Here is an 18889-nt window from a genome sequence, read left to right as displayed (position 1 = left end):
CCGCATGAAAAAACCGGAGACAACCCATGAAACTGCTGCACTTTGCACGCGCCGCCGTGGCGCTGATCGGATGCTCGATGGCCCTCGGGGCCTGGGCGCTGGGCGACAAGCCCGTCAAGCTCATCGTCCCCGCGCCGCCGGGCGGCACGATGGACATCGTCGCCCGCGTCGTCGGGCAGCAGATGGCGCTGGACATCGGCCGTCCCGTGATCGTCGAGAACCGTCCCGGTGCCGGCGGCTCGATCGGCCTGCAGGCCATGCTGCAGGCGCCGGCCGACGGCAACACCATCGTGATGGCGGCGAGCAACGTGCTGGCCGAAACGCCGCAGGTCGTGAAGATGCCCTTCGACCCGCTGAAGGACGTGGTGCCCATCGCCTCGGTGGCGCGCTCGGGCGTGGTGCTCGTCACGGCCGCGAACTTTCCGGCCAGGGATTTCCAGGGCCTGGTCGCCGAGCTGAAGACGCGCAAGGGCAAGGCCAGCTTCGCCAGCTACAGCCCCGGCACCGTGTCGCAGTACGCGGGCCTGATCCTCAGCGACCGCGCCGGGCTCGACCTGCAGCACATCGGCTATCCCGGCTCGCCGCCCGCGCTGCAGGACCTGCTGGGCGGCCAGGTCGACCTGATGTTCGACGGCATGCTCACCTCGATGCCGCTCATCAAGGCCGGCAAGCTGCGCCCCTACGCGTTCACCGGCAAGACCCGCTCGCGCTTCCTGCCCGACCTGCCCACCACCACCGAGCTCGGCTACCCCGACCTGCAGTTCCGCGGCTGGGTCGGCTTCATCGGCTCCGCCAAGCTGCCGGCCGACGTGCTGGCGAAGCTGCACGCCGCGATCGAGAAGGCCGGCCAGGCACCCGCCGTGCAGCAGAAGCTGCTCGACGTGGGCCTGGAGCCCGAACTCAGCGTCGACACGCCCGCGCTCATCGTCGAGACGAAGGCGCTGTCGGAGCGCAACGCCGCCATCGTCAGGAAGTACCGCATCCAGGCGAACTGAGCGTCGCTCGTCATTCCATCGGAGACCCTCATGAAGATCAGACCCATCACGCCCTCCATCGGCGCGGAAATCTCGGACGTCCACCTGGGCGAGGCCTCGCATGATCCCGAGCGCTTTGCGCCGATCCGCGCAGCGCTGCTCCAGCACAAGGTGCTGTTCTTCCGCGGACAGGACATCACGCGCGCCGAGCACGCGGCCTTTGCCCGCTGCTTCGGCGCGCTCGAAGACCACCCCGTGGTCGGCAGCGACCCCGAGCATCCGGGCCTCGTGCGCATTTACCGCAGCGACAACAAGCACAGCTACGAGAACACCTACCACTGCGACGGCCTGTGGCGCCAGGCGCCGGCGATGGGGGCGGTGCTGCGCTGCATCGAGTGCCCCGAGATCGGCGGCGACACCATCTGGGTGAACATGGTGCAGGCGCACGACGAGCTGCCCGAAGAGATCAAGCAGAAGATCGGCAAGCTGCGCGCCAAGGCTGCCATCGAGCACTCGTTCGGCGCGGTCATGCCGATGGAAGCCCGCCTCAAGCTGGGCCAGGACCATCCGCCCGTGGAGCACCCGGTGGTGCGCACGCACCCCGAGACCGGCGAGAAGGTGCTCTACGTGGGCAGCTTCACCACGCACTTCGTGAACTACAGCACCCCCGAGAACGTGCGGCACGGCATCGACAAGACGCCCGGCGCCGCGCTGCTGCTGAACTACCTGCTCAGCCGCGCCACCATCCCCGAGTACCAGGTGCGCTGGTCGTGGCAGGCCGGCGACGTGGTCGTCTGGGACAACCGCAGCACGCAGCACTACGCGCTGAACGACTACTGGCCCGCGCCGCGAAAGATGGAACGCGCCGGCATCGTCGGCGACGTGCCGTACTGAGCCGTGCGCTCCCTTCCGACCTTTGCATCGCAACCCGAAAGCGCCACACCATGAACTTCCTCGACGGCCACCTCTTCCCCGAAAACCAGCAGCCGCTGATCATCACCGCCGCGCCCTATGCGCCGGGCTGGCTTCCTTCCGACTTCCCGGGCGAAATCCCGGTCACGATGGAAGAGCAGATCCAGAAGGCGGTCGATTGCTACAACGCCGGCGCCACGGTGCTGCACCTGCATGTGCGCGAACTCGATGGCAAGGGCAGCAAGCGGCTGTCGAAGTTCAACGAGCTGATCGCCGGCGTGCGCAAGGCCGTGCCCGAGATGATCATCCAGGTGGGCGGCTCGATCAGCTTCGCACCGGAGAGCGAAGGCGCCGCGGCCAAGTGGCTGAGCGACGACACGCGCCACATGCTGGCCGAGCTGGAGCCCACGCCCGACCAGGTGACGGTGACCGTCAACACCTCGCAGATGAACGTCACGGAGCACGCCGAGCTGGCGGACTTCAAGGGCACCTCGCGCGAGATCCCGGCCATCTACGAGGCCTACAAGGAGATGACGGTGCCGGCGCAGCCGGGCTGGGTCGAGGAGCACATCCGCCGCCTCACGAAGGCCGGCATCCAGAGCGCCTTCCAGTGCTACAACATCAACAGCTTCGAGTCGGTGGAGCGCCTGATGCGCCGCGGCGTCTACAAGGGCCCATTGGTGATGAACTGGGTGGCCATCAGCGGCGGCATGGACGCGCCGAACATCTACAACCTGGCCAACTTCGTGCGCGCCGTGCCCGACGGCGCGGTGCTCACGGTGGAAAGCTCCGTGCGCAACGTGCTGCCGGTGAACATGATGGGTATCGCCATGGGCCTGCACGTGCGATGCGGCACCGAAGACGTGCTGTGGAACCAGACGCGCTCGGCCAAGATCGGCACGGTGGCGCAGATCGAACAGCTGGTGGAAATCTCTCGCCAGTTCGGCCGCCCGATTGCCACGGCGCAGCAGGCGCGTGAGATCTCGAAGATCGGTGTGTTCTACGACACGGCGGAAGAGTCGCTGGCGGCCAACGGCTTCGCACCGAATCGCAACGGAGCCAACCAGGGCTTCCTGCGCAAGGCGGCGTGAGCGCGAATGAGTGCGCATGGCGGTGACAAGGCATTTCACGCACGCGGTCTGGCACCTGCTGGAGTGCCTTTCGCATGCCCTCCGTCTTGAAGGCCTGACTCAGAGCGCGCGCACCGCCCCCTGAGCCACCGCACCGGCCGTCTGCTTGCTCCACTGCGAGGCGCTGCAGCCGAAGTGATTGCGGAACCAGTGGCTGAAGCTGCTGGGCCCCGAGAAGCCCAGCAGCTCGGCCACTTCGCTCAGCGGCAGGTCGCTGTCGCGCAGGTGGCGCTTGACGAGGTCGGAGCGCACATGGTCGAGCAGGCTGCTGAAGGTGAAGCCTTCGGCCTCGAGCCGGCGGTGCAGCGTGCGGCGATCGACGCGCAGGTGCCGCGCCACTTCCTGCGCCGTGCAGCCGCCACCGGGCATGAGCGCGAGGATGAGTTCGCGGCAGGCCTCGCGCGTGCTCTCGCCACGGTCTTTCAGGGCCGCCTCCAGGTACTCGCGTGCGAAACGCGCCGCGCCCTGGTCGCCTGATTCGCGCGGCTTGCGCAGGTCGGCCGCCAGGCACACGAGGCCATTGAAATCCTGGTTGAACTTGACGTGACGCCCGAAGAAGGCGCGGTGCGCCGACACGTCTGCCGGCGGGCGGTGCGTGAAGCAGACCTGCTGCGGCCGCCACTGCGGATCGATCAGCTCGGTGAGCACGCGGAACATGATGCCCACGGCCAACTCCATCGACTGGCGCATCGGCAGCCCGGGGCTGGGCAGCAGGTCTTCGCGCAGGATGACCATGTCGCCCGAGTCCTCCAGGCGAAAGCTCAATGAGGCGTTCACCAGCTTCAGGTAGCGGCCCAGCGTGTCGAGCGCGTCGCGGGGCGTGGGCTCTTCGCGCAGCACGACGCTGATCGGCCCGAGCGCCGAGAGCTTGCGCTGCGCCGCGAGCCGCAGCGCGAAGTCTTCGGTGCGCGTGGCGCGCGCGGTGATCTCGAGCAGCTCGCGCACAGCGTCGCCCGGAATCAGCATCTCGGGGTGCTCGAGCAACTGGGCCTTCAGGCCCACGGTGCGCAGGAAGGCATGCGGGTCCCGGCCGAGCGAGCGCACCAGGTCCATGTAGCCGCTGAGGCTCGCGCTGCGCATCAGACGGCCGAGGTGTTTCATGGTGGATTCTTCAGCAGCCCCGTGCTCGCCCGGGCTGATCCTGGATTGCAGTGTCTCGATGATGGCCCGATTGTGAGCGTTTCAATGTCCCGCAAGGACAAGTCGCCGTCCCAGATAAGCAAGAGGTTTTCCGGAGTGCGCCAGACACTTTTGGCGCCAGAGCAACCTTCCCACCGGAGACAAAACCCATGAACTTCCTCGACGGCCACCTGTACCCCGAGAACCAGCAGCCCCTGATCATCACGGCCGCGCCCTATGCGCCGGGGTGGATTCCCGCCGACTTCCCCGAAGACATTCCGGTCACGATGGAAGACCAGATCCAGAAGGCGGTCGATTGCTACGAAGCCGGCGCCACCGTGCTGCACCTGCATGTGCGCGAGGCCGACGGCAGGGGGAGCAAGCGGCTGTCGATGTTCAACGAACTGATCGCCGGCGTGCGCGCGCGGGTGCCCGAGATGATCATCCAGGTGGGCGGCTCGATCAGCTTCGCGCCCGAGGACGACGGCGCCGCGGCCAAGTGGCTGAGCGACGACACGCGCCACATGCTGGCCGAACTCACGCCCCGTCCCGACCAGGTGACCGTGACCGTCAACACCACGCAGATGAACGTGACCGAGCACGCCGGCCTGGACGACTTCAAGGGGCTGTCGCGCGGCGACCCGAGGCTCTATTCGACGTACAAGGACATGATCGTTCCCTCCAACCCCAGCTGGGTGGAGGAGCACATCCGCCGCCTCACGGCCGCGGGCATCCAGAGCGAGTTCCAGTGCTACAACATCAACAGCTTCGAGACCATCGAGCGGATGATCCGCCGCGGCGTCTACAAGGGGCCGCTGGTGATGAACTGGGTGGCCATCAGCGGCGGCATGGACCAGGCGAACATCTACAACCTGGCCAACTTCCTGCGCGCCGCACCCGACGGCTCGGTGGTCACGGTGGAAAGCTCGGTGCTCAACGTGCTGCCCGTGAACATGATCGGCATCGCCCTGGGCCTGCACGTGCGCTGCGGCATCGAGGACGTGCTGTGGAACCAGACCCGCACCGGCAAGATGAGTTCGGTCGAGCAGATCAAACAGCTGGTGCGCATCTCGACCGAGTTCGGCCGCCCCATCGCCACCGCGCAGCAGGCGCGCGAGATCATGAAGATCGGCGTGTTCTACGACACCACCGAAGAAACGCTGCAGGCCAACGGCTTCGCGCCCAACCGCAACGGCGCCCAGCAGGGCTTCCTGCGCAAGCCGGCCTGACGCATCGGGGACACCGGGGGCGATTGACGTACCGACTGGTCAGTCGGTAGACTGGATCGGTATCGCATCGACCAGAAAGCCCCCGATGAGCGAGAACTTCGCAGCCGAACTCCATCGCCGAGCCACCACGGCCCTGCTGGCCGGGCGCGCCGACGCGCAAGGGGAGGGCGAGCGCGTGCCGGTCGGCCAGTACACCGACGAGGCCATCGCGCGCGACGAGCAGCGGCTGCTGCAGCGACACCCGCAGCCGGTGGTCGCCAGCGCGTCGCTCGCATCGCCGGGTGCGTGGCTGTCGCTCACGCACACCGGCGTGCCGCTGCTGCTGGTGCGCCAGGAGAGCGGGCAGGTGCAGGCCTTCCTCAACGTGTGCCGCCACCGCGGCGCGCGCGTGGTGCCCGAGGGCAGCGGCAGCGAGGCGCGCGCCTTCGTCTGTCCTTACCACGCGTGGACCTACAAGCCCGACGGCGCCTTGCGCGGCGTGCCGGAGTCCTTCGGCTTTCCCTGTTTGAAGCAGGACGAATCGGGCCTGCGTCGGCTGGCCACGGTCGAGCGTGCGGGCGTGGTCTGGGTCGTGTGCGATCCATTGCTGGCAGGCAGCGACCCCGGCGCGCATCTGGGGGCGCTCATGGACAACCTCGAATCGCTGGCGGGGCTGCGCGCGCCCGTGGCCTATGCACCGCGCAGCTACGAGGTCGAGGCCAACTGGAAGCTGCTGGTCGACGGCTCCTTCGAGGCGTACCACTTCAAGGTGGCGCACCGCGAGACCATCGCCCACATGTTCCTGCACAACCTGCAGATCGTGGACGAGTTCGACCTGAACCGGCGCCTGTACCTGCTCAAGTCGAAGTTCGAGGAGCACCAGCCCGAAGCCACCGGCTTCGACCCGCGGCGCTACGGCAATCTGACCTACTTCTTCTTCCCCAACACGACCATCCTCGTGCAGCCCGACCACGCGCAGCTCAGCATGCTGGAGCCGCTGGGCGCCACGCGCACGCGGGTGCACGAACTCACGCTGATTCCCGAAGCACCGGCTTCGGAGAAGGCGACGGCACACTGGGACGCCAATGTCGCGCTGTACCGGCGCACGCTCGCGGAAGACTACGCGCTGGCCGAATCGATCCAGGCCGGGCTGGCGTCGGGCGCGAACGAGGCACTGAGCTTCGGCACCTTCGAGTACAGCGCACCGCGCTTCCATGCGCAGCTGGCGCAGCGCGTGGCGGCGATGCAGGCTGAGCACTGATGCGAGCGGGTGTCGCGCGTGCAACAACCAGACCACAAGACACAAGAAAGAATGGTGCGCATCGCGTCTGATCGTCGGTTGCGTTTTCGCGGCGCGCGCTTGGCGTGACGCGCTCAAGAATCAATCACCCGATGGCCACGCTTGCCCCCTCCCGCAAAGAACTCATCCTCGCGCGTGCCGAGCAGCACTTCGCCGACCACGGCTTCCAGGGCGCGTCGCTGTCGGCCATCGCACGCGATTGCGAGGTCGGCAACCCGGGGTTGCTGCATCACTTCCCGAGCAAGGAGGTGCTGTACCGCGCCGTGCTCGAGAAGCAGGCCGAAGACCTGACGGCACGCATCTGCAGGCGCGTCGAGGCGGCGCCCGACCTGCCCGCGCGGGTGCAGGCCTTTGTCGCGCTGCAGGTCGAATGGATGCACGCGCGGCCCACGGGCTTCAAGCTGGTCACGCGCGAACTGCTCGACAACGCCGAGCGCATCCAGCATGCGCAGACCCGGCCGCTCGAAGGCTTCCTGCAAGCCAGCCTGGGCCTGGTGGCCGCGGCGCAGAAGGGCGGCCTGGTGCGCAACGACCTCTCGGCCGTGGTGGTGCTCACGCTCATCTTCGGCACGCTGAACTACGCAAAGATGGCGCGGCCCACCTTCGCCAAGACCTTTGCCGAGTCCGAACTCAAGAGCGACACCGCCTGGATGAAGGCCATGGCGCGCGACGTGTTGCGCGTCATCTCGCCGCCCTGATTCTTCTTTTTCTCTTTCTCCTTCTCTTTCCTTCCCAGCAACCCCGACCAAAGGACGTTCCCTTGAAAACCCGCATCACCGAACTCTTCGGCATCCGCCACCCGATCATCCAGGGCGGCATGCACTACGTCGGCTTTGCCGAGCTGGCTGCGGCCGTCTCCAACGCTGGCGGCCTGGGGATCATCACGGGCCTCACGCAGAAGACGCCCGAGCTGCTGGCCCGCGAAATCGCGCGCTGCCGCGAGATGACCGACAAGCCCTTCGGCGTGAACCTCACCTTCCTGCCGACCTTCGCCTCGCCGCCGTACCCCGAGTACATCGCGGCCATCGTCGAAGGCGGCATCAAGGCGGTGGAGACCGCGGGCCGCAGCCCCGAGGCCTACATGCCCGCGCTGAAGGCGGCAGGCATCAAGGTGATCCACAAGTGCACCTCGGTGCGCCACGCGCTCAAGGCCGAGCGCATCGGCTGCGACGCGGTGAGCGTGGACGGTTTCGAGTGCGGCGGCCATCCCGGCGAGGACGATGTGCCCAACATGATCCTGCTGCCGCGCGCGGCCGAAGAGCTGAAGATCCCGTTCGTCGCCTCGGGCGGCATGGCCGACGGCCGCAGCCTCGTGGCCGCGCTCGCGCTGGGCGCCGAAGGCATGAACATGGGCACGCGCTTCATTGCGACCAAGGAAGCGCCGGTGCATGCCAACGTGAAGCAGGCCATCGTCAATGCCTCGGAACTCGACACGCGACTGATCATGCGGTCGCTGCGCAACACCGAGCGCGTGATCAACAACGCGGGGGTGGAGCGCCTGATCGAGATCGAGCGCGAGAAGGGCGACGCGCTGAAGATCGACGACATCATGGACCAGGTCGCCGGCATCTACCCGAAGGTGATGACCGAAGGCCACATGGACGCCGGCGCCTGGAGCTGCGGCATGGTGGCCGGGCTGATCCACGACGTGCCCAGCTGCGCCGAGCTCATCGACCGCATCATGGCGCAGGCCGACGAACTCATCGCCAGGCGCCTGGCGGGCATGCTGAACGGCTGAGCGAAGCCTTGTCTCGGCAGGTGGGAATCAGTAGGTCACCGTCACCGTGATCGTGCTGCCGTAGCCGCCCGGCGCCACGTACTGGCCGGGCGGGATGCGGCCATACACGGTGTAGGGGCGTGAGGTGACGGTGCCCCCGATGGAAGCCAGGGCGCTGTAGCTGTCGTTGACGCTGTTGGTGCCCCAGACCGTGCCGCGCGCGTTCGTGGTGTAGAGGTTGTAGGCCAGTGGCGTGGTGCTCGGCCCGGTCATCTGCCGGGCCGCAATGGTGCCCGCCGAGCCTGCGCTGAGGCTCACTGAATAGGACAGTGTCACCAGGATGCCCACGCCCGTGACCGTGCCGACGACCGTGACGGTCGAGGTGCTGTCCCGAGGCGTTGCAACGGCGGGATCGTAGTTGCCGAACGCGAGCGGCGAACCCGCGCTGACCGTGGCGCTGCAGCTGAACAAGCCCACGCCCGTGCACGCGGCCGACGCGGCGCGCGGGGCCAGCAACCCGGCCAGCGCGAGCAGGGCGGCCGTCAGCGTGGGGGCGGTGACACGGGCAGGCATCGGTAAGGTCCCATCGCGGGCAGGGCGCCGGCGGCGCGGTCGGGCGCGCCGAGCGTGAAGCGGCAATGGCCGCTCTTCCAGCGGGCTTCGAGGCTTTCGCCCGGTTGCGGGTCTTCGATCGACACGAGGCCGTGAAAGCCCGACAGCAGCGAGGTGCCGCGCGCCGGCCGCGCCACGTCGATGCCCGGCGGCAGCGGGGTTCCGTCGGGCAGCAGCACCGTGACGTTCGCCACCGTGTCGCGTGCGATGTCGAAGCTGGCCTGTGCCACGCCCTTGAAGCGCGGCACCACGCGCAGCGCGTCGCTGCGCACCTGCGCCTCGATGGGCAGGTCGCCGTTGTCGATGCTGATGTGGTTCGGCTCGTAGGCGCGCAGGCCCGAGACGACGGCGCGGCCTTCGCTGTCGGTGGTGGTCCAGGGCTGGTTCTCGCGGTAGACCTTCACGTTCGCGGCGCCGGGCACGGTGACGAGCGCGAAGGCATCGTCCGACTGACGCGTGGCGAAGGGCAGCCCGCCCGCCAGGCCGACGGCGCCGCTGGCGCGCAGGCGCACCGCGGTCTGGCCCTGCGCGCGCGCGGCTTCCGCCGTGAGCATGCCGTAGCGGCCGCGCAGGTCGACGCCCGCCTCGCTGCGCGCGTTGTCGCCGTCGGCGGCGCGCAGCCGCCAGCCCCAGCCCGCGTCGCCGGGCGGTTGCTGCACCACCTCGGCCACGGCCGAGTGGCGGCCGGTGTTCTCGCGCTGCAGCGAGAGCGCTGCGTGCCGGCGCTCGCCGAGCGCGAAGGTGAGGCTCAGTCCGACCGAGGTCGTCGGGCGCTTGCCGTCCTGGCGGGTGCGGGCCACGTAGGTGCCGAGCCAGGCATTGCCGCCCACGCCGATGGACCAGCTGGCCGTGGTCACGCCGATGTGCTCGCCGGTGTTGTAGTGCAGCTGCGTGTGGCTGGCGCCGAGCGTGCCCCAGCGACCCAGCGAGCGGCCCGCGAAGACCTGGGTCTGTGCATCGGTGTGCACCGGGCTGTCGTGCCAGGCGATCTGCGTGAAGCCGCGGCTGGCCACCTGCCGGCTCACCGAGAAGTTCCATTCGTCGCTGGTGCGCGTGTAGGCCGCGCGCCAGAGGCGGCCGTTTTGACCGTCGCGGCTGCGGCTCGCGGCGCCGTGCAGCGAGAACTCGCCCACCGTGCCCCACACCCAGGTCACGCCAGCGCCCGCAGTCTGGCTGCGCGCGCTGGCTTCGCCGCGCGCCTCGACGGTCACGCTGTCGTTCACGCCGTAGCGCCACGTGCCGGCCACGAAGGGCGGGCCGTAGTCGAAGCTGCGTTCGCCGTAGCGCAGGCGCGTCCAACCGGCCTCCAGCGAGTAGTCGGACAGCCCCGCGCGCAGCAGGTTCGAACTCACGTAGTAGGGCGTGGTCACGGTGCGTTGCACGCCGAGCGCGTCGGTGACGGCGAAGCGCATTTCGCCCGCGCCGGTGAGCACGGGCACGTCGCTGAGCGCGAACGGGCCGGCATCGACACGGCGCTGGTAGCGCAGCGTGTCGTTCACGTAGACCTCCACCGCCGACGGCACGGCCGCGCCGCCGCGCAAGGTCGGCATCGGGTAGCTGATGTAGCCGGGCTGCAGCCCGAAGCGGGTGCCGAACTGCACGCCGCCGAAGCGGAAGGGCGTGGACCACGCGGCCGCCTGCGTGACCGAATCGCCCACCGTGAGGCGCGTGAGCCGCACGGGGTCGTCGCGGCGAAAGTAGCTGTCCAGCCGCGTCGTGCCGCGTCCGCCGTTGCCGCTGCTGCCGCCGAATGCGGACTGGCCGGTGACGAAGCTCGTGCCCACCAGGCCCCATTCGCCCGAGGCGGCCGCATCGAAGTAGCCCGAAAGCCGTGTGCCGTCGCGGTCGTGCTGCAGCGCCAGGTCGTAGTTGAGGAAGGCGCCGAAGGCCGAAGGCGACAGCGGCGGCCGGTCGGAGACGGCCGCCTGCGGGGGACCGGATGCAAAGGCCTCGGCGGGCACGGTGAGCTCCAGGCTCTGGGTGCTCTCGTCGAGCCGCAGCTGCGCGCCGGGCAGCGCCTGCAGGTCGTAGTAGTCGGTGCCTTCTCGGTGCAAGGCCGGTGCCGCGGGTTTCACGAGACGCCAGGCCTCGAGATCGGGTTCCGCCACCAGCCATTGCGCGCCGCGCCGCAGCAGCGGACGCGGCGCGGGCTGGCTCTGGCCGTTGATGCGCACGTCGAGGATCGCGGGGGCCAAGGCATCGGAGGCGCCGGGCGTCGCGGTGGCGGGCGCGGTCTGTGCGCAGGCGACACCCAGGCCCAGCCAGCAGCACGCCCAGGCGCTAGCGCGGCTCGGCAGGCGCACGGGGGACGCGCACGGTGGCGGTGGACTGCGCCTCGGGCGCATCGGTGGCGGCCTCGATCTGCAGGCGGGTGTCCGGCGGCAGCGTCGCCAGCTCCAGCGCGACCGCCGCCGACTGCCCGGCCAGCGCATAGAGCGACAGGCTCCTGCGCAGCAGCTCGGTGCCGTTCTCGCGGCGCACCACCAGTTGCGTGAGCTGAATGTGCTCGCTGCCCTGGTTGTCGAGCACGAGCCGGTAGCCCGCGGGGGCGGCCTGCAGCGACCACTGCAGCGCGTGCTTTGGCTGCGCGGGCGGCACGAACACCGGCACGCCGATGCGCAGCAGCGTCTGCACCGTCGCGCCGGCCGCGCCGTCCCTGGGCAGCGCCTGGTCGCGCGGCAGCTGGCGCAGGAAGATCCGGTAGCTGCGTTCGCGGGCCTCGGCCGGCACCTGCAGGCCCAGCCGCACGATCTGCCGCCCGCCCGGCGGCATGCGGAAGATCGCGGGGTTCACCAGCACGTCTCGCGTGGGTTCGTAGATGTCGTTGCCGTCGCGGTCCTGCGACCAGTGCAGCACTTCGGCCTGCACCGCCACTTCGGTGTCTTCGCCGTTGCCCATGGTGAGCGAGGCCACCGGCCGCTCGGGCGTGAGCGCGATGCGTAGCGGCGCCACGCTCAGGCTCGCCGCCGCCGCGCCGACCGGCGCGAGCAGGCAGGGCCACAGGGCGGCCCACAGCAGGAGGGCGCGGCGCATTCCGTCGGTGCCTGCGGTCGGTCAGTAGGTCAGCGTGAGGGTGATGGTGTCGGCATAGTCGGTGGCTGGCCCGGCCGTGTACTGGCCGACCGGAATCCGGCCGTAGATCGTGCGTGCCTGCGGCAGGCCGCTGCCGGTGTAGCCGGTGCCGGAGGTGCTGTTGTCCCAGTTGGTCGCGTAGGTGCTTTCCTTGAAGAGGCCGTACGCCAGCGAGTTGTTGCCCGCGCCCGCCGTCGGACTGGTCATGGCGCGCGTGGTGATCGTCGCGCCCGTGCCGGTGCCGGCATTCAGGCCGATGGAATAGGGCGTGCCGAAGGTGCATGTCACGTTCAGGCTGGTGGTGCCGGCCAGCGGGGTGGCGGACGCGGGGTCGTAGCTGCCGAAGGCCAGCGTGCCGGGGGTTGTCATGAGGCAGGCCTTGAGCACGGTCGCCGTCACCTGGAAGGTGGTGGTGGCGGTGGCCGCCTGTGCGGCGGGCGCGACGGCGAGCAGCGCGCCGGCCGGGCATGCGGCGAGGGCCAGGGCACGAAGGAAGAGGCGGGGCGAGGAACGCATCGGACGAAGCCTTTCATGGGTGGGCTGGAACCGGCGGCACGGGTGCCGCCACGGCCTTCGGTGGACGCCCCGTTTCTAACCAAGCTCACCCCGAAGGCACGTAGGACACGTACCGGCGGCGGCCATGAGAGACAGCTCTTACTTTTGGAAAGCCGGGAAGGAATGAATAAGCGTTCAGTCTGCCCGGCCGGTGTGGCGTCGCCGCCACCCCGCGCGACAACCCCTTGGCGTTCGCCCGGCAGCGACGGATGGGTTTACATTTGCCGGATTGAGACGCCGACCGGCGCCTCGGGTCCCTTGTTTGCCCGCGAGGTCTTCGATTCCCGTGACAACCGCTTCCCCAGCCGCCGCCAGCCCGTCTGGTCTTCGGTCGGACTTCACCATGGCGTTCCAGCCCATCGTCGACCTGGGCCGGCGCAGCATCTATGCGCACGAGGCGCTGGTGCGCGGGCTGTCGGGCGAAGGCGCCGCCGAAGTGCTCGGGCGCGTCAATCCGGTGGATCGCTTCGCGTTCCACGAGGCCTGCCGCGTCAAGGCCATCGAGATGGCGGCGGCGCTCGGCATGACGTCCCGGCTCAGCCTCAATGTCATGCCCAACGACGTCGCGGGACAGGCCGAGTGCTTCCGCACCGCCATCGCCGCGGCCAAGCGCAGCAAGTTTTCCGTGCGCCAGCTGATGTTCGAGATCACCGAGGGCGAGCGCGTGCGCGACCTGCCCGGCCTGGCCTCCACCTTCCGTGCCTTCAAGCGCCACGGCTTCACCTCGGCCATCGACGATTTCGGTGCTGCCTACGCGGGCTTCGAACTGCTGGCCGCGTTCCAGCCCGACGTGGTGAAGCTCGACCTGAGCCTGATCCGCGGCATCCATGCCGATCCGGTGCGGCTCACCATCGTGCGGGGCTTTGTCGCCACCTGCGACGAGCTGAACATCCGCGTGATCGCCGAAGGCGTCGAGGCGGCCGAAGAGGTGCGCGCACTGCGCCAGCTCGGCGTGGAGCTGTTCCAGGGCTACCTGTTCGCCCGGCCGGCCATCGGCGCGATGCCGGCGGTGGCCTGGGACGCGGCCTGAGCCGCGCCCTTTCCTTTCCTGTTTTTCAGACGTTACTGGTCGCGCGCACTTCTTCCAAAGTTGTGCGGCCGGCCAGCACTTTCTCGATACCGTCCTGACGCAGCGTGCGCATGCCTTCGCGCATGGCCGCGTCCTGCAGTTCCTCGGCGCGGGCACCGCCCTGCACCAGCCGGCGCAGGCCCTTCGACATCACCATGAGTTCGTGGATGCCCACGCGTCCCTTGAAGCCGGTGTCGTCGCAGTGCTTGCAGCCGGTGCTCGTCCAGGTCTGCAGCTGGCCGTCGCGCCCGTGGCGTTGCACCCACTCGGCGCGCACGGCGTCGCGCGCGGCGGGCGTGTCCTGCGCGCCGAAGGCGTGCATGTAGTCGGCCAGCAGTTCCTCGACCGCCTCGCTCGTCGCGGGGCGGCTTTGCACGCACTGCGGGCACAGGCAGCGCACCAGCCGCTGCGCCAGCACCGCCAGCAGCGAGTCGGCGAAGTTGAACGGGTCCATGCCCATGTCGAGCAGGCGCGTCACCGTTTCCGGCGCGCTGTTGGTGTGCAGCGTCGACAGCACCAGGTGGCCGGTGAGCGAGGCCTCGATGGCGGTCTTCGCGGTCTCGGCGTCGCGGATCTCGCCGACCATGATCACGTCGGGGTCGGCGCGCACGAAGGCGCGCAGCGCCTTGGCGAAGGTCCAGTCGATGCGCGGGTTCACCTGCACCTGGCGCAGGCCGGGCTGCGTGATCTCGATCGGGTCTTCGGCCGTCCAGATCTTGCGCTCGGGCGTGTTGATGCGCATGAGCGCCGAGTGCAGCGTGGTGGTCTTGCCCGAGCCCGTCGGGCCCACGCACAGCACCATGCCGTAGGGCCGGTCGACCGCCTGCGCGAACTGCGCCAGGTTGCGCTCCGACAGGCCCAGCGCGTCCAGCGCAATGGGCTTGGCCGAGGCCAGGATGCGCATCACCACGTCTTCCAGGCCGTTGTTGGTCGGGATCGTGGCCACGCGCAGCTCGATGCGGTGCTGCGGCGAGTACTTCGAGAAATTGATCTTGCCGTCCTGCGGCTTGCGCTTTTCGCTGATGTCCAGGTCGCACATGATCTTCACGCGCGCGACCACTGCGTTGCGATAACTGGGTGGCAACTCCAGGTAGGTGTAGAGCCGGCCGTCGCGGCGAAAGCGGATGCGCGTCTTTTCCTGCCCCGGGTCGCTCTCGATGTGGATGTCGGACGCGCCCTCGCGGTGCGCCTCCAGGATCATGCTGTTGATCATGCGCACCAGCGAGTTGTCCGACTGCTCGACTGGCGCCTCGCCGGCGGCGGGCGCGGCGGCCGACTCCTCCTTCTCGAGCGTCTTCAGCAGCGTGCTGGTGCCCGTCATGTCGAACTCGAGCGGGCGCATCGGGTCGTTCATGTCGACCACAGGGCGCTCGGGCGCCACCTGGCCGACCTTCTCGTAGGCCTTGTGCAGCACGCCGTCCAGGTCCAGGCACTGGCCCAGCACGGGGATCACCTTCATCTGCGCGATGAACTCCACCTCGTCGATCACCGCGTGCCGGTTGGCCGGGTCGTCGAGTGCGAGCACCAGGCGCCCGCCGTGCAGCATCAGTGGCATCACCTGCAGGCGCCGCGAGGCTTCGTGGCTGACCTTGCGCAGCGCGTCGGCCGCGGCCGGAAACACATGCAGGTTCACGAGCGGATAGCCCATCTTGCGCACCAGCGCGGTCTGCAGCTGGCCGCGGCTCACGACGCCCATGCGCACGAGCGTCTCGCCCAGCGGCACGGTGGGCTCGCGCTGCTGCTGCTTGAGCGCCGCGTCCAGTTGCGTCTGCGTGACCATGCCCAGCGACATCAGCGCCTGGCCGATGCGCGCGATCGGCATGCGGCTTTGCAGTTCGAGCTCCTGCACGAGCTGTTCGGGCATGACGACTTCGGTGGCTGCCATGGATCGATCTCCTGGTGGTTGTGTGAGGTGCGTGGCGCGGTGTCCGACGCTATTGGAAAAAAGCGAATCTGTTGCGGCCTTGCGACTTGGCGGCGTAGAGCGCCGTGTCTGCGCGTGCGAGCAGTTCCCCGGCCTCGACGGTGGCATCGACCGTCTCGAGGAACGCGATGCCGATGCTGGTCGTGACGTCCAGCCGCCGGCCGTCCACATCGAACACCGGTGCCCCGATGTACGCGACGATCTTCTGCGCCACGCCCGCCACCGCGTCCTGCGAGCGCACGTTCTCGAGCACCACCACGAACTCGTCGCCCGCCAGGCGCACCACGGTGTCGGTTTCGCGCACGCTGGTGCGCAGGCGCCGGGCGTATTCGGCCAGCACGCCGTCGCCGATGGCGTGGCCGAGCGTGTCGTTGATGGCCTTGAAGTGGTCGATGTCCAGGAACATCAGCGCCATGCCGCCCTCGGCGCGGCGCGCGCGCGACAGCGCCGCGGGCAGGTGCTCGTTGAAGGCCAGCCGGTTGGGCAGGCCGGTCAGCACGTCCATGCGCGCCAGTTCGATCAGCTTGCGCTCGGCCTCCTTCAGCGCCGTGACGTTGAAGGTCATGAGGTAGAAGCCCGGCACGCCGCCCGCCAGGTCCTTGTCGGGAATCAGGTTCACCTGGAAGTGCGCCTCCCGGTCGCCGACCGGCACCTGCACCGGGTACATCGCCGCCTTGCCGGCGAGCACCTGGGGCAGGTGGGGCGTGTGCTGCGCGTACACCGCCTCGCCCACGGCCGAGCGCAGCGTCACGCCGTCCAGCGGCGCGCGTTCGTCCAGGCCCGCCATCCGCCGTGCGCGGCTGTTGCCGTACAGGCAGTTCTCGTCGCGGTCGAAGTAGGCCACCAGCGCCGGGATGTTGTCGGTCACGTCGCGCAGGCGCTTTTCCTGCTGCGTGAGGGCGCGGCGGATGTTCACTTCGTCGGTGATGTCGAAGGTCATCGCGAACACGCCGTGCACGGTGCCGTCGGCATCGTGGTCGGGAATGTAGTGGGCCTTGAAGGTGCGCTCGCCGATGCCCAGTGCGGCGTCGCCGGCCTTCTCGACGATCACGGTCTCGCCCGCCAGGGCGCGCTCGATGTGCGGCCGCACCACGGCGAAATCGGCCTCGCCCCGGATGCCCGGCATCCACCGGCCGACCAGCGCGTTGTCGTGGTGCAGCGCGCGCACTTTCGCATTGACGAAGGTGTAGTGCAGCGTCGCGTCGACGTGCGACACCAGCGCCGGAATGTTGTCGGCAATGGTGCGGATCTGCGCTTCGCTGTGCGCCAGCTCCAGCTCGATGCGCTTGCGCTGCGTGATGTCGAAGGTCATCGCGTAGTAGCCGCGCACCTGCCCCTGCGGGTCGAGGTCGGGGATGAAGTCGGTCTGGAAGAAGTGCTCCTCCTCGTCCCGGTGCGCGGCGCCGCGCCGCTCGAAGGACACGGCCTCGCCGGCCAGCACGCGCCGCAGGTTGTTCTCGAGCACCGGGTCGTCGTGCAGGCCGCTCATGCTCTGCACGGGCTGGCCCACCAGCTCGTCGGCGTTGTAGCCGAGTTCCTCGCACAGCCGCGCGTTCACGAAGGTGTAGCGGCCCTGCGCGTCGGCGTGCGAGATCATGGCCGGCAGGTTGTCGGTGATGTCGCGCAGGAACTTCTCGCTCGTCTGGCGCTGCTGCATGAGCCGGTCGAAGGTGCGCGACAGGTCGCCGATCTCGTCGTGCGGGTAGGTGCGCGCCACCGCCGCCCGGTCGGGCGAGGCATGGGCATCGAGCATGCGGCGGTGCAGCCAGGTGAGCGGGCGCAGCAGCCGCTGTGCCACGGCCAGCGCCAGCGCGCCGGCCAGCAGCGCCAGCACGAAGGCGCCGATCCAGGCGGTGCGCTCGATGGCGTCGATGCGGGCAAAGGCCTCGTGGCGCGGGTACATGGAGCCCATGACCCAGTCGGCCTGGCGGATGCGCTTGAAGGCGTACAGGCCGCGCACGCCCGCGTGGTTGACGCCTTCGATCGTGCCTTCGAAGCCGGACAGCGCGCGGTCGATGTCGGGTGCGTCGTCGGCCATGGCCGCGTTGGCCTGCTTGAGCACGCGGTCGGCCAGCGGGTGGTCGATCACGACGCCGTCGGCGGTGGTGATGAACACGTAGCCCGTCTGGCCGAAGCGCACGTCCGCCAGCTCGCCCAGGATGTTGCGCTCCTTCAGGTTGATGGAGCCCGAGATCACGAACAGCACCCGGCCGGCCGCATCGAGCACGGGCTCGGTGATGGCGACCTGCGCCAGGCCGTTGAGTCGGTTGCGATAAGGCTCGGAGATCACGCCCGTGCGCGAGGCGACTGTGTCCTTGAAGTACGTGCGGTCCTTCACGTTCACCTTGCCGATCTGCCGTGCGCCGTTCAGGTTGGCGACCAGGTCGCCGTCTAGGTCGAGGAAGGCGACGTTGTCGAACGCTGCTCGCAAGGACTGGTGCTTTTCGAGAAAGGCCTGCAGCGGCGCGGCGGTGGTGAAGCCGTGCGACCCCACGCTCTCGGCGATCGATTTCAGCAGGATGCGCCGGCTGGCGAACTTCTGATCCACCGCGTTCGCGATGGCCGACAGCCGCGCGAACTCCTCGTTGGCGATCGAGGCCTGCATGCGGTCCTTGACCAGATGCAGCGCCACCGTGGCGATGCCGAAGGTGGTGGCCAGAACGACGACCGCGACGCCGACGCTGAGGCGTGTGTTCAGGCTGATGCGGGGTTTCCCGTTCGCGAAAAATTTCATGGGCGTCGTGCAGGCAGCGCGGGAAAGCGCTGGGACCACCGGCCGGCCATGAAGGCACAGCTCACACCCGGCGCGCGTTGCGCAGGTAGTTTGTCAGAAAGAGCGAGAAATGCGCATAAATGCACAAAAATCTGCGCCAATTCGGTGCGCCGCGCGAGGCTATGGCCTGCCGAGGCCGTCGCGCAGGCGACGGCTGAATTCCATCGTATTACTCGACGGCGCGCGGCGGCGGGTCCGGACGCGCCGCCGCGGGCGACCGGGCCGGTGCGATCAGCACCATCGCGCCGTCCTGCCCGCGCCGCACGCGCAGGCGAGTGCCGTCCAGCAGGCGGTCCAGCGCCGCGTCGGCGGCGATCTTGCCCTTGATGCCCCGGGTCGAAAGGTCCTTGACGTCTTCCACCTTGTAGATGAGCTGCACGCCCGACTGCGCGATGTAGGCGTCGAGCGCGGGCCGCAACTCGCCGCCCTTCACATCGAACTCGCGGGCCAGGGCGAAGGCCGGGCCGGTCGTCAGGAGGCCGGCGGCGGCAACGGCGAGGGCAAGGCGGGGGCGTGTGAGGAAG

16 protein-coding genes are annotated in these 18889 nt (G+C 69.0%); 8 read left to right on the top strand and 8 right to left on the bottom strand.

The genetic code is table 11. From position 1 onward, the window contains the following. Positions 1-26: 26 nt before the first annotated feature. The 3 genes from D3H34_RS18235 to D3H34_RS18225 are packed head-to-tail and all read left to right on the top strand — an operon-like array spanning position 27 to position 2977. On the top strand, positions 27-995 hold the full coding sequence (locus D3H34_RS18235) for a Bug family tripartite tricarboxylate transporter substrate binding protein (RefSeq protein WP_119555505.1): 969 nt from the start codon (positions 27-29) through the stop codon (positions 993-995). Positions 996-1025: 30 nt separating this feature from the next. Then, positions 1026-1868: a TauD/TfdA dioxygenase family protein gene (locus D3H34_RS18230; RefSeq protein WP_119555503.1), complete on the top strand. Its 843-nt coding sequence runs from the start codon at positions 1026-1028 to the stop codon at positions 1866-1868. Between the two features lie 50 nt (positions 1869-1918). Next, on the top strand, positions 1919-2977 hold the full coding sequence (locus tag D3H34_RS18225; protein ID WP_119555501.1) for a beta-keto acid cleavage family enzyme: 1059 nt from the start codon (positions 1919-1921) through the stop codon (positions 2975-2977). 99 nt (positions 2978-3076) lie between these two features. Here the strand turns inward: D3H34_RS18225 and D3H34_RS18220 are convergent, their stop codons facing one another. Continuing rightward, on the bottom strand, positions 3077-4117 hold the full coding sequence (locus D3H34_RS18220; protein WP_119555499.1) for an AraC family transcriptional regulator: 1041 nt from the start codon (positions 4115-4117) through the stop codon (positions 3077-3079). Between the two features lie 188 nt (positions 4118-4305). Between D3H34_RS18220 and D3H34_RS18215 the strand changes: the two genes are divergently transcribed. The 4 genes from D3H34_RS18215 to D3H34_RS18200 all read left to right on the top strand — a co-directional run bounded on the left by D3H34_RS18215 (position 4306) and on the right by D3H34_RS18200 (position 8381). After that, entirely contained in the window at positions 4306-5364 is a 1059-nt protein-coding gene (locus D3H34_RS18215; RefSeq protein WP_119555497.1) for a beta-keto acid cleavage family enzyme, read from the top strand. An 85-nt stretch (positions 5365-5449) separates the two neighbouring features. Then, entirely contained in the window at positions 5450-6604 is a 1155-nt protein-coding gene (locus D3H34_RS18210) for an aromatic ring-hydroxylating oxygenase subunit alpha (RefSeq protein WP_119555495.1), read from the top strand. A gap of 131 nt (positions 6605-6735) precedes the next feature. Next, positions 6736-7341 (top strand): TetR/AcrR family transcriptional regulator, encoded by a 606-nt coding sequence (locus D3H34_RS18205; protein WP_119555493.1) that lies wholly within the window; start codon positions 6736-6738, stop codon positions 7339-7341. Between the two features lie 62 nt (positions 7342-7403). Then, positions 7404-8381: an NAD(P)H-dependent flavin oxidoreductase gene (locus D3H34_RS18200; RefSeq protein ID WP_119555491.1), complete on the top strand. Its 978-nt coding sequence runs from the start codon at positions 7404-7406 to the stop codon at positions 8379-8381. Between the two features lie 27 nt (positions 8382-8408). On the opposite strand, the gene D3H34_RS18195 is transcribed toward D3H34_RS18200, so the two are convergent. The 4 genes from D3H34_RS18195 to D3H34_RS18180 are packed head-to-tail and all read right to left on the bottom strand — an operon-like array spanning position 8409 to position 12560. Further along, positions 8409-8933, bottom strand: coding sequence for a spore coat protein U domain-containing protein (locus D3H34_RS18195; protein WP_119555489.1), 525 nt, complete (start codon positions 8931-8933; stop codon positions 8409-8411). Then, positions 8903-11275, bottom strand: coding sequence for a fimbria/pilus outer membrane usher protein (locus tag D3H34_RS18190; protein WP_167481235.1), 2373 nt, complete (start codon positions 11273-11275; stop codon positions 8903-8905). Before D3H34_RS18190 ends, D3H34_RS18195 begins: the two co-directional genes overlap by 31 nt. Next, positions 11253-12005, bottom strand: a complete 753-nt coding sequence (locus tag D3H34_RS18185; RefSeq protein ID WP_119555485.1) for a fimbrial biogenesis chaperone — start codon at positions 12003-12005, stop codon at positions 11253-11255. The genes D3H34_RS18190 and D3H34_RS18185 overlap by 23 nt, the downstream gene beginning before the upstream one ends. Before the next feature lie 21 nt (positions 12006-12026). Further along, positions 12027-12560: a Csu type fimbrial protein gene (locus tag D3H34_RS18180; RefSeq protein ID WP_119555483.1), complete on the bottom strand. Its 534-nt coding sequence runs from the start codon at positions 12558-12560 to the stop codon at positions 12027-12029. 382 nt (positions 12561-12942) lie between these two features. On the opposite strand from D3H34_RS18180, the gene D3H34_RS18175 reads away from it, so the two are divergent. Beyond that, on the top strand, positions 12943-13629 hold the full coding sequence (locus D3H34_RS18175) for an EAL domain-containing protein (protein WP_119555481.1): 687 nt from the start codon (positions 12943-12945) through the stop codon (positions 13627-13629). A gap of 25 nt (positions 13630-13654) precedes the next feature. Here D3H34_RS18175 and D3H34_RS18170 read toward each other — a convergent pair whose 3' ends face one another. The 3 genes from D3H34_RS18170 to D3H34_RS34295 all read right to left on the bottom strand — a co-directional run. Beyond that, positions 13655-15553, bottom strand: coding sequence for a GspE/PulE family protein (locus D3H34_RS18170; RefSeq protein ID WP_119555478.1), 1899 nt, complete (start codon positions 15551-15553; stop codon positions 13655-13657). A gap of 49 nt (positions 15554-15602) precedes the next feature. Next, positions 15603-18326, bottom strand: coding sequence for a sensor domain-containing diguanylate cyclase (locus D3H34_RS18165; RefSeq protein WP_119555476.1), 2724 nt, complete (start codon positions 18324-18326; stop codon positions 15603-15605). A gap of 208 nt (positions 18327-18534) precedes the next feature. Beyond that, on the bottom strand, positions 18535-18889 hold a 355-nt coding region (locus D3H34_RS34295), incomplete at its 5' end, for an STN domain-containing protein (RefSeq protein ID WP_205736752.1).

This window comes from Acidovorax cavernicola (genome assembly GCF_003581445.1).
This window is presented reverse-complemented; position numbering and strand designations above follow the sequence as displayed.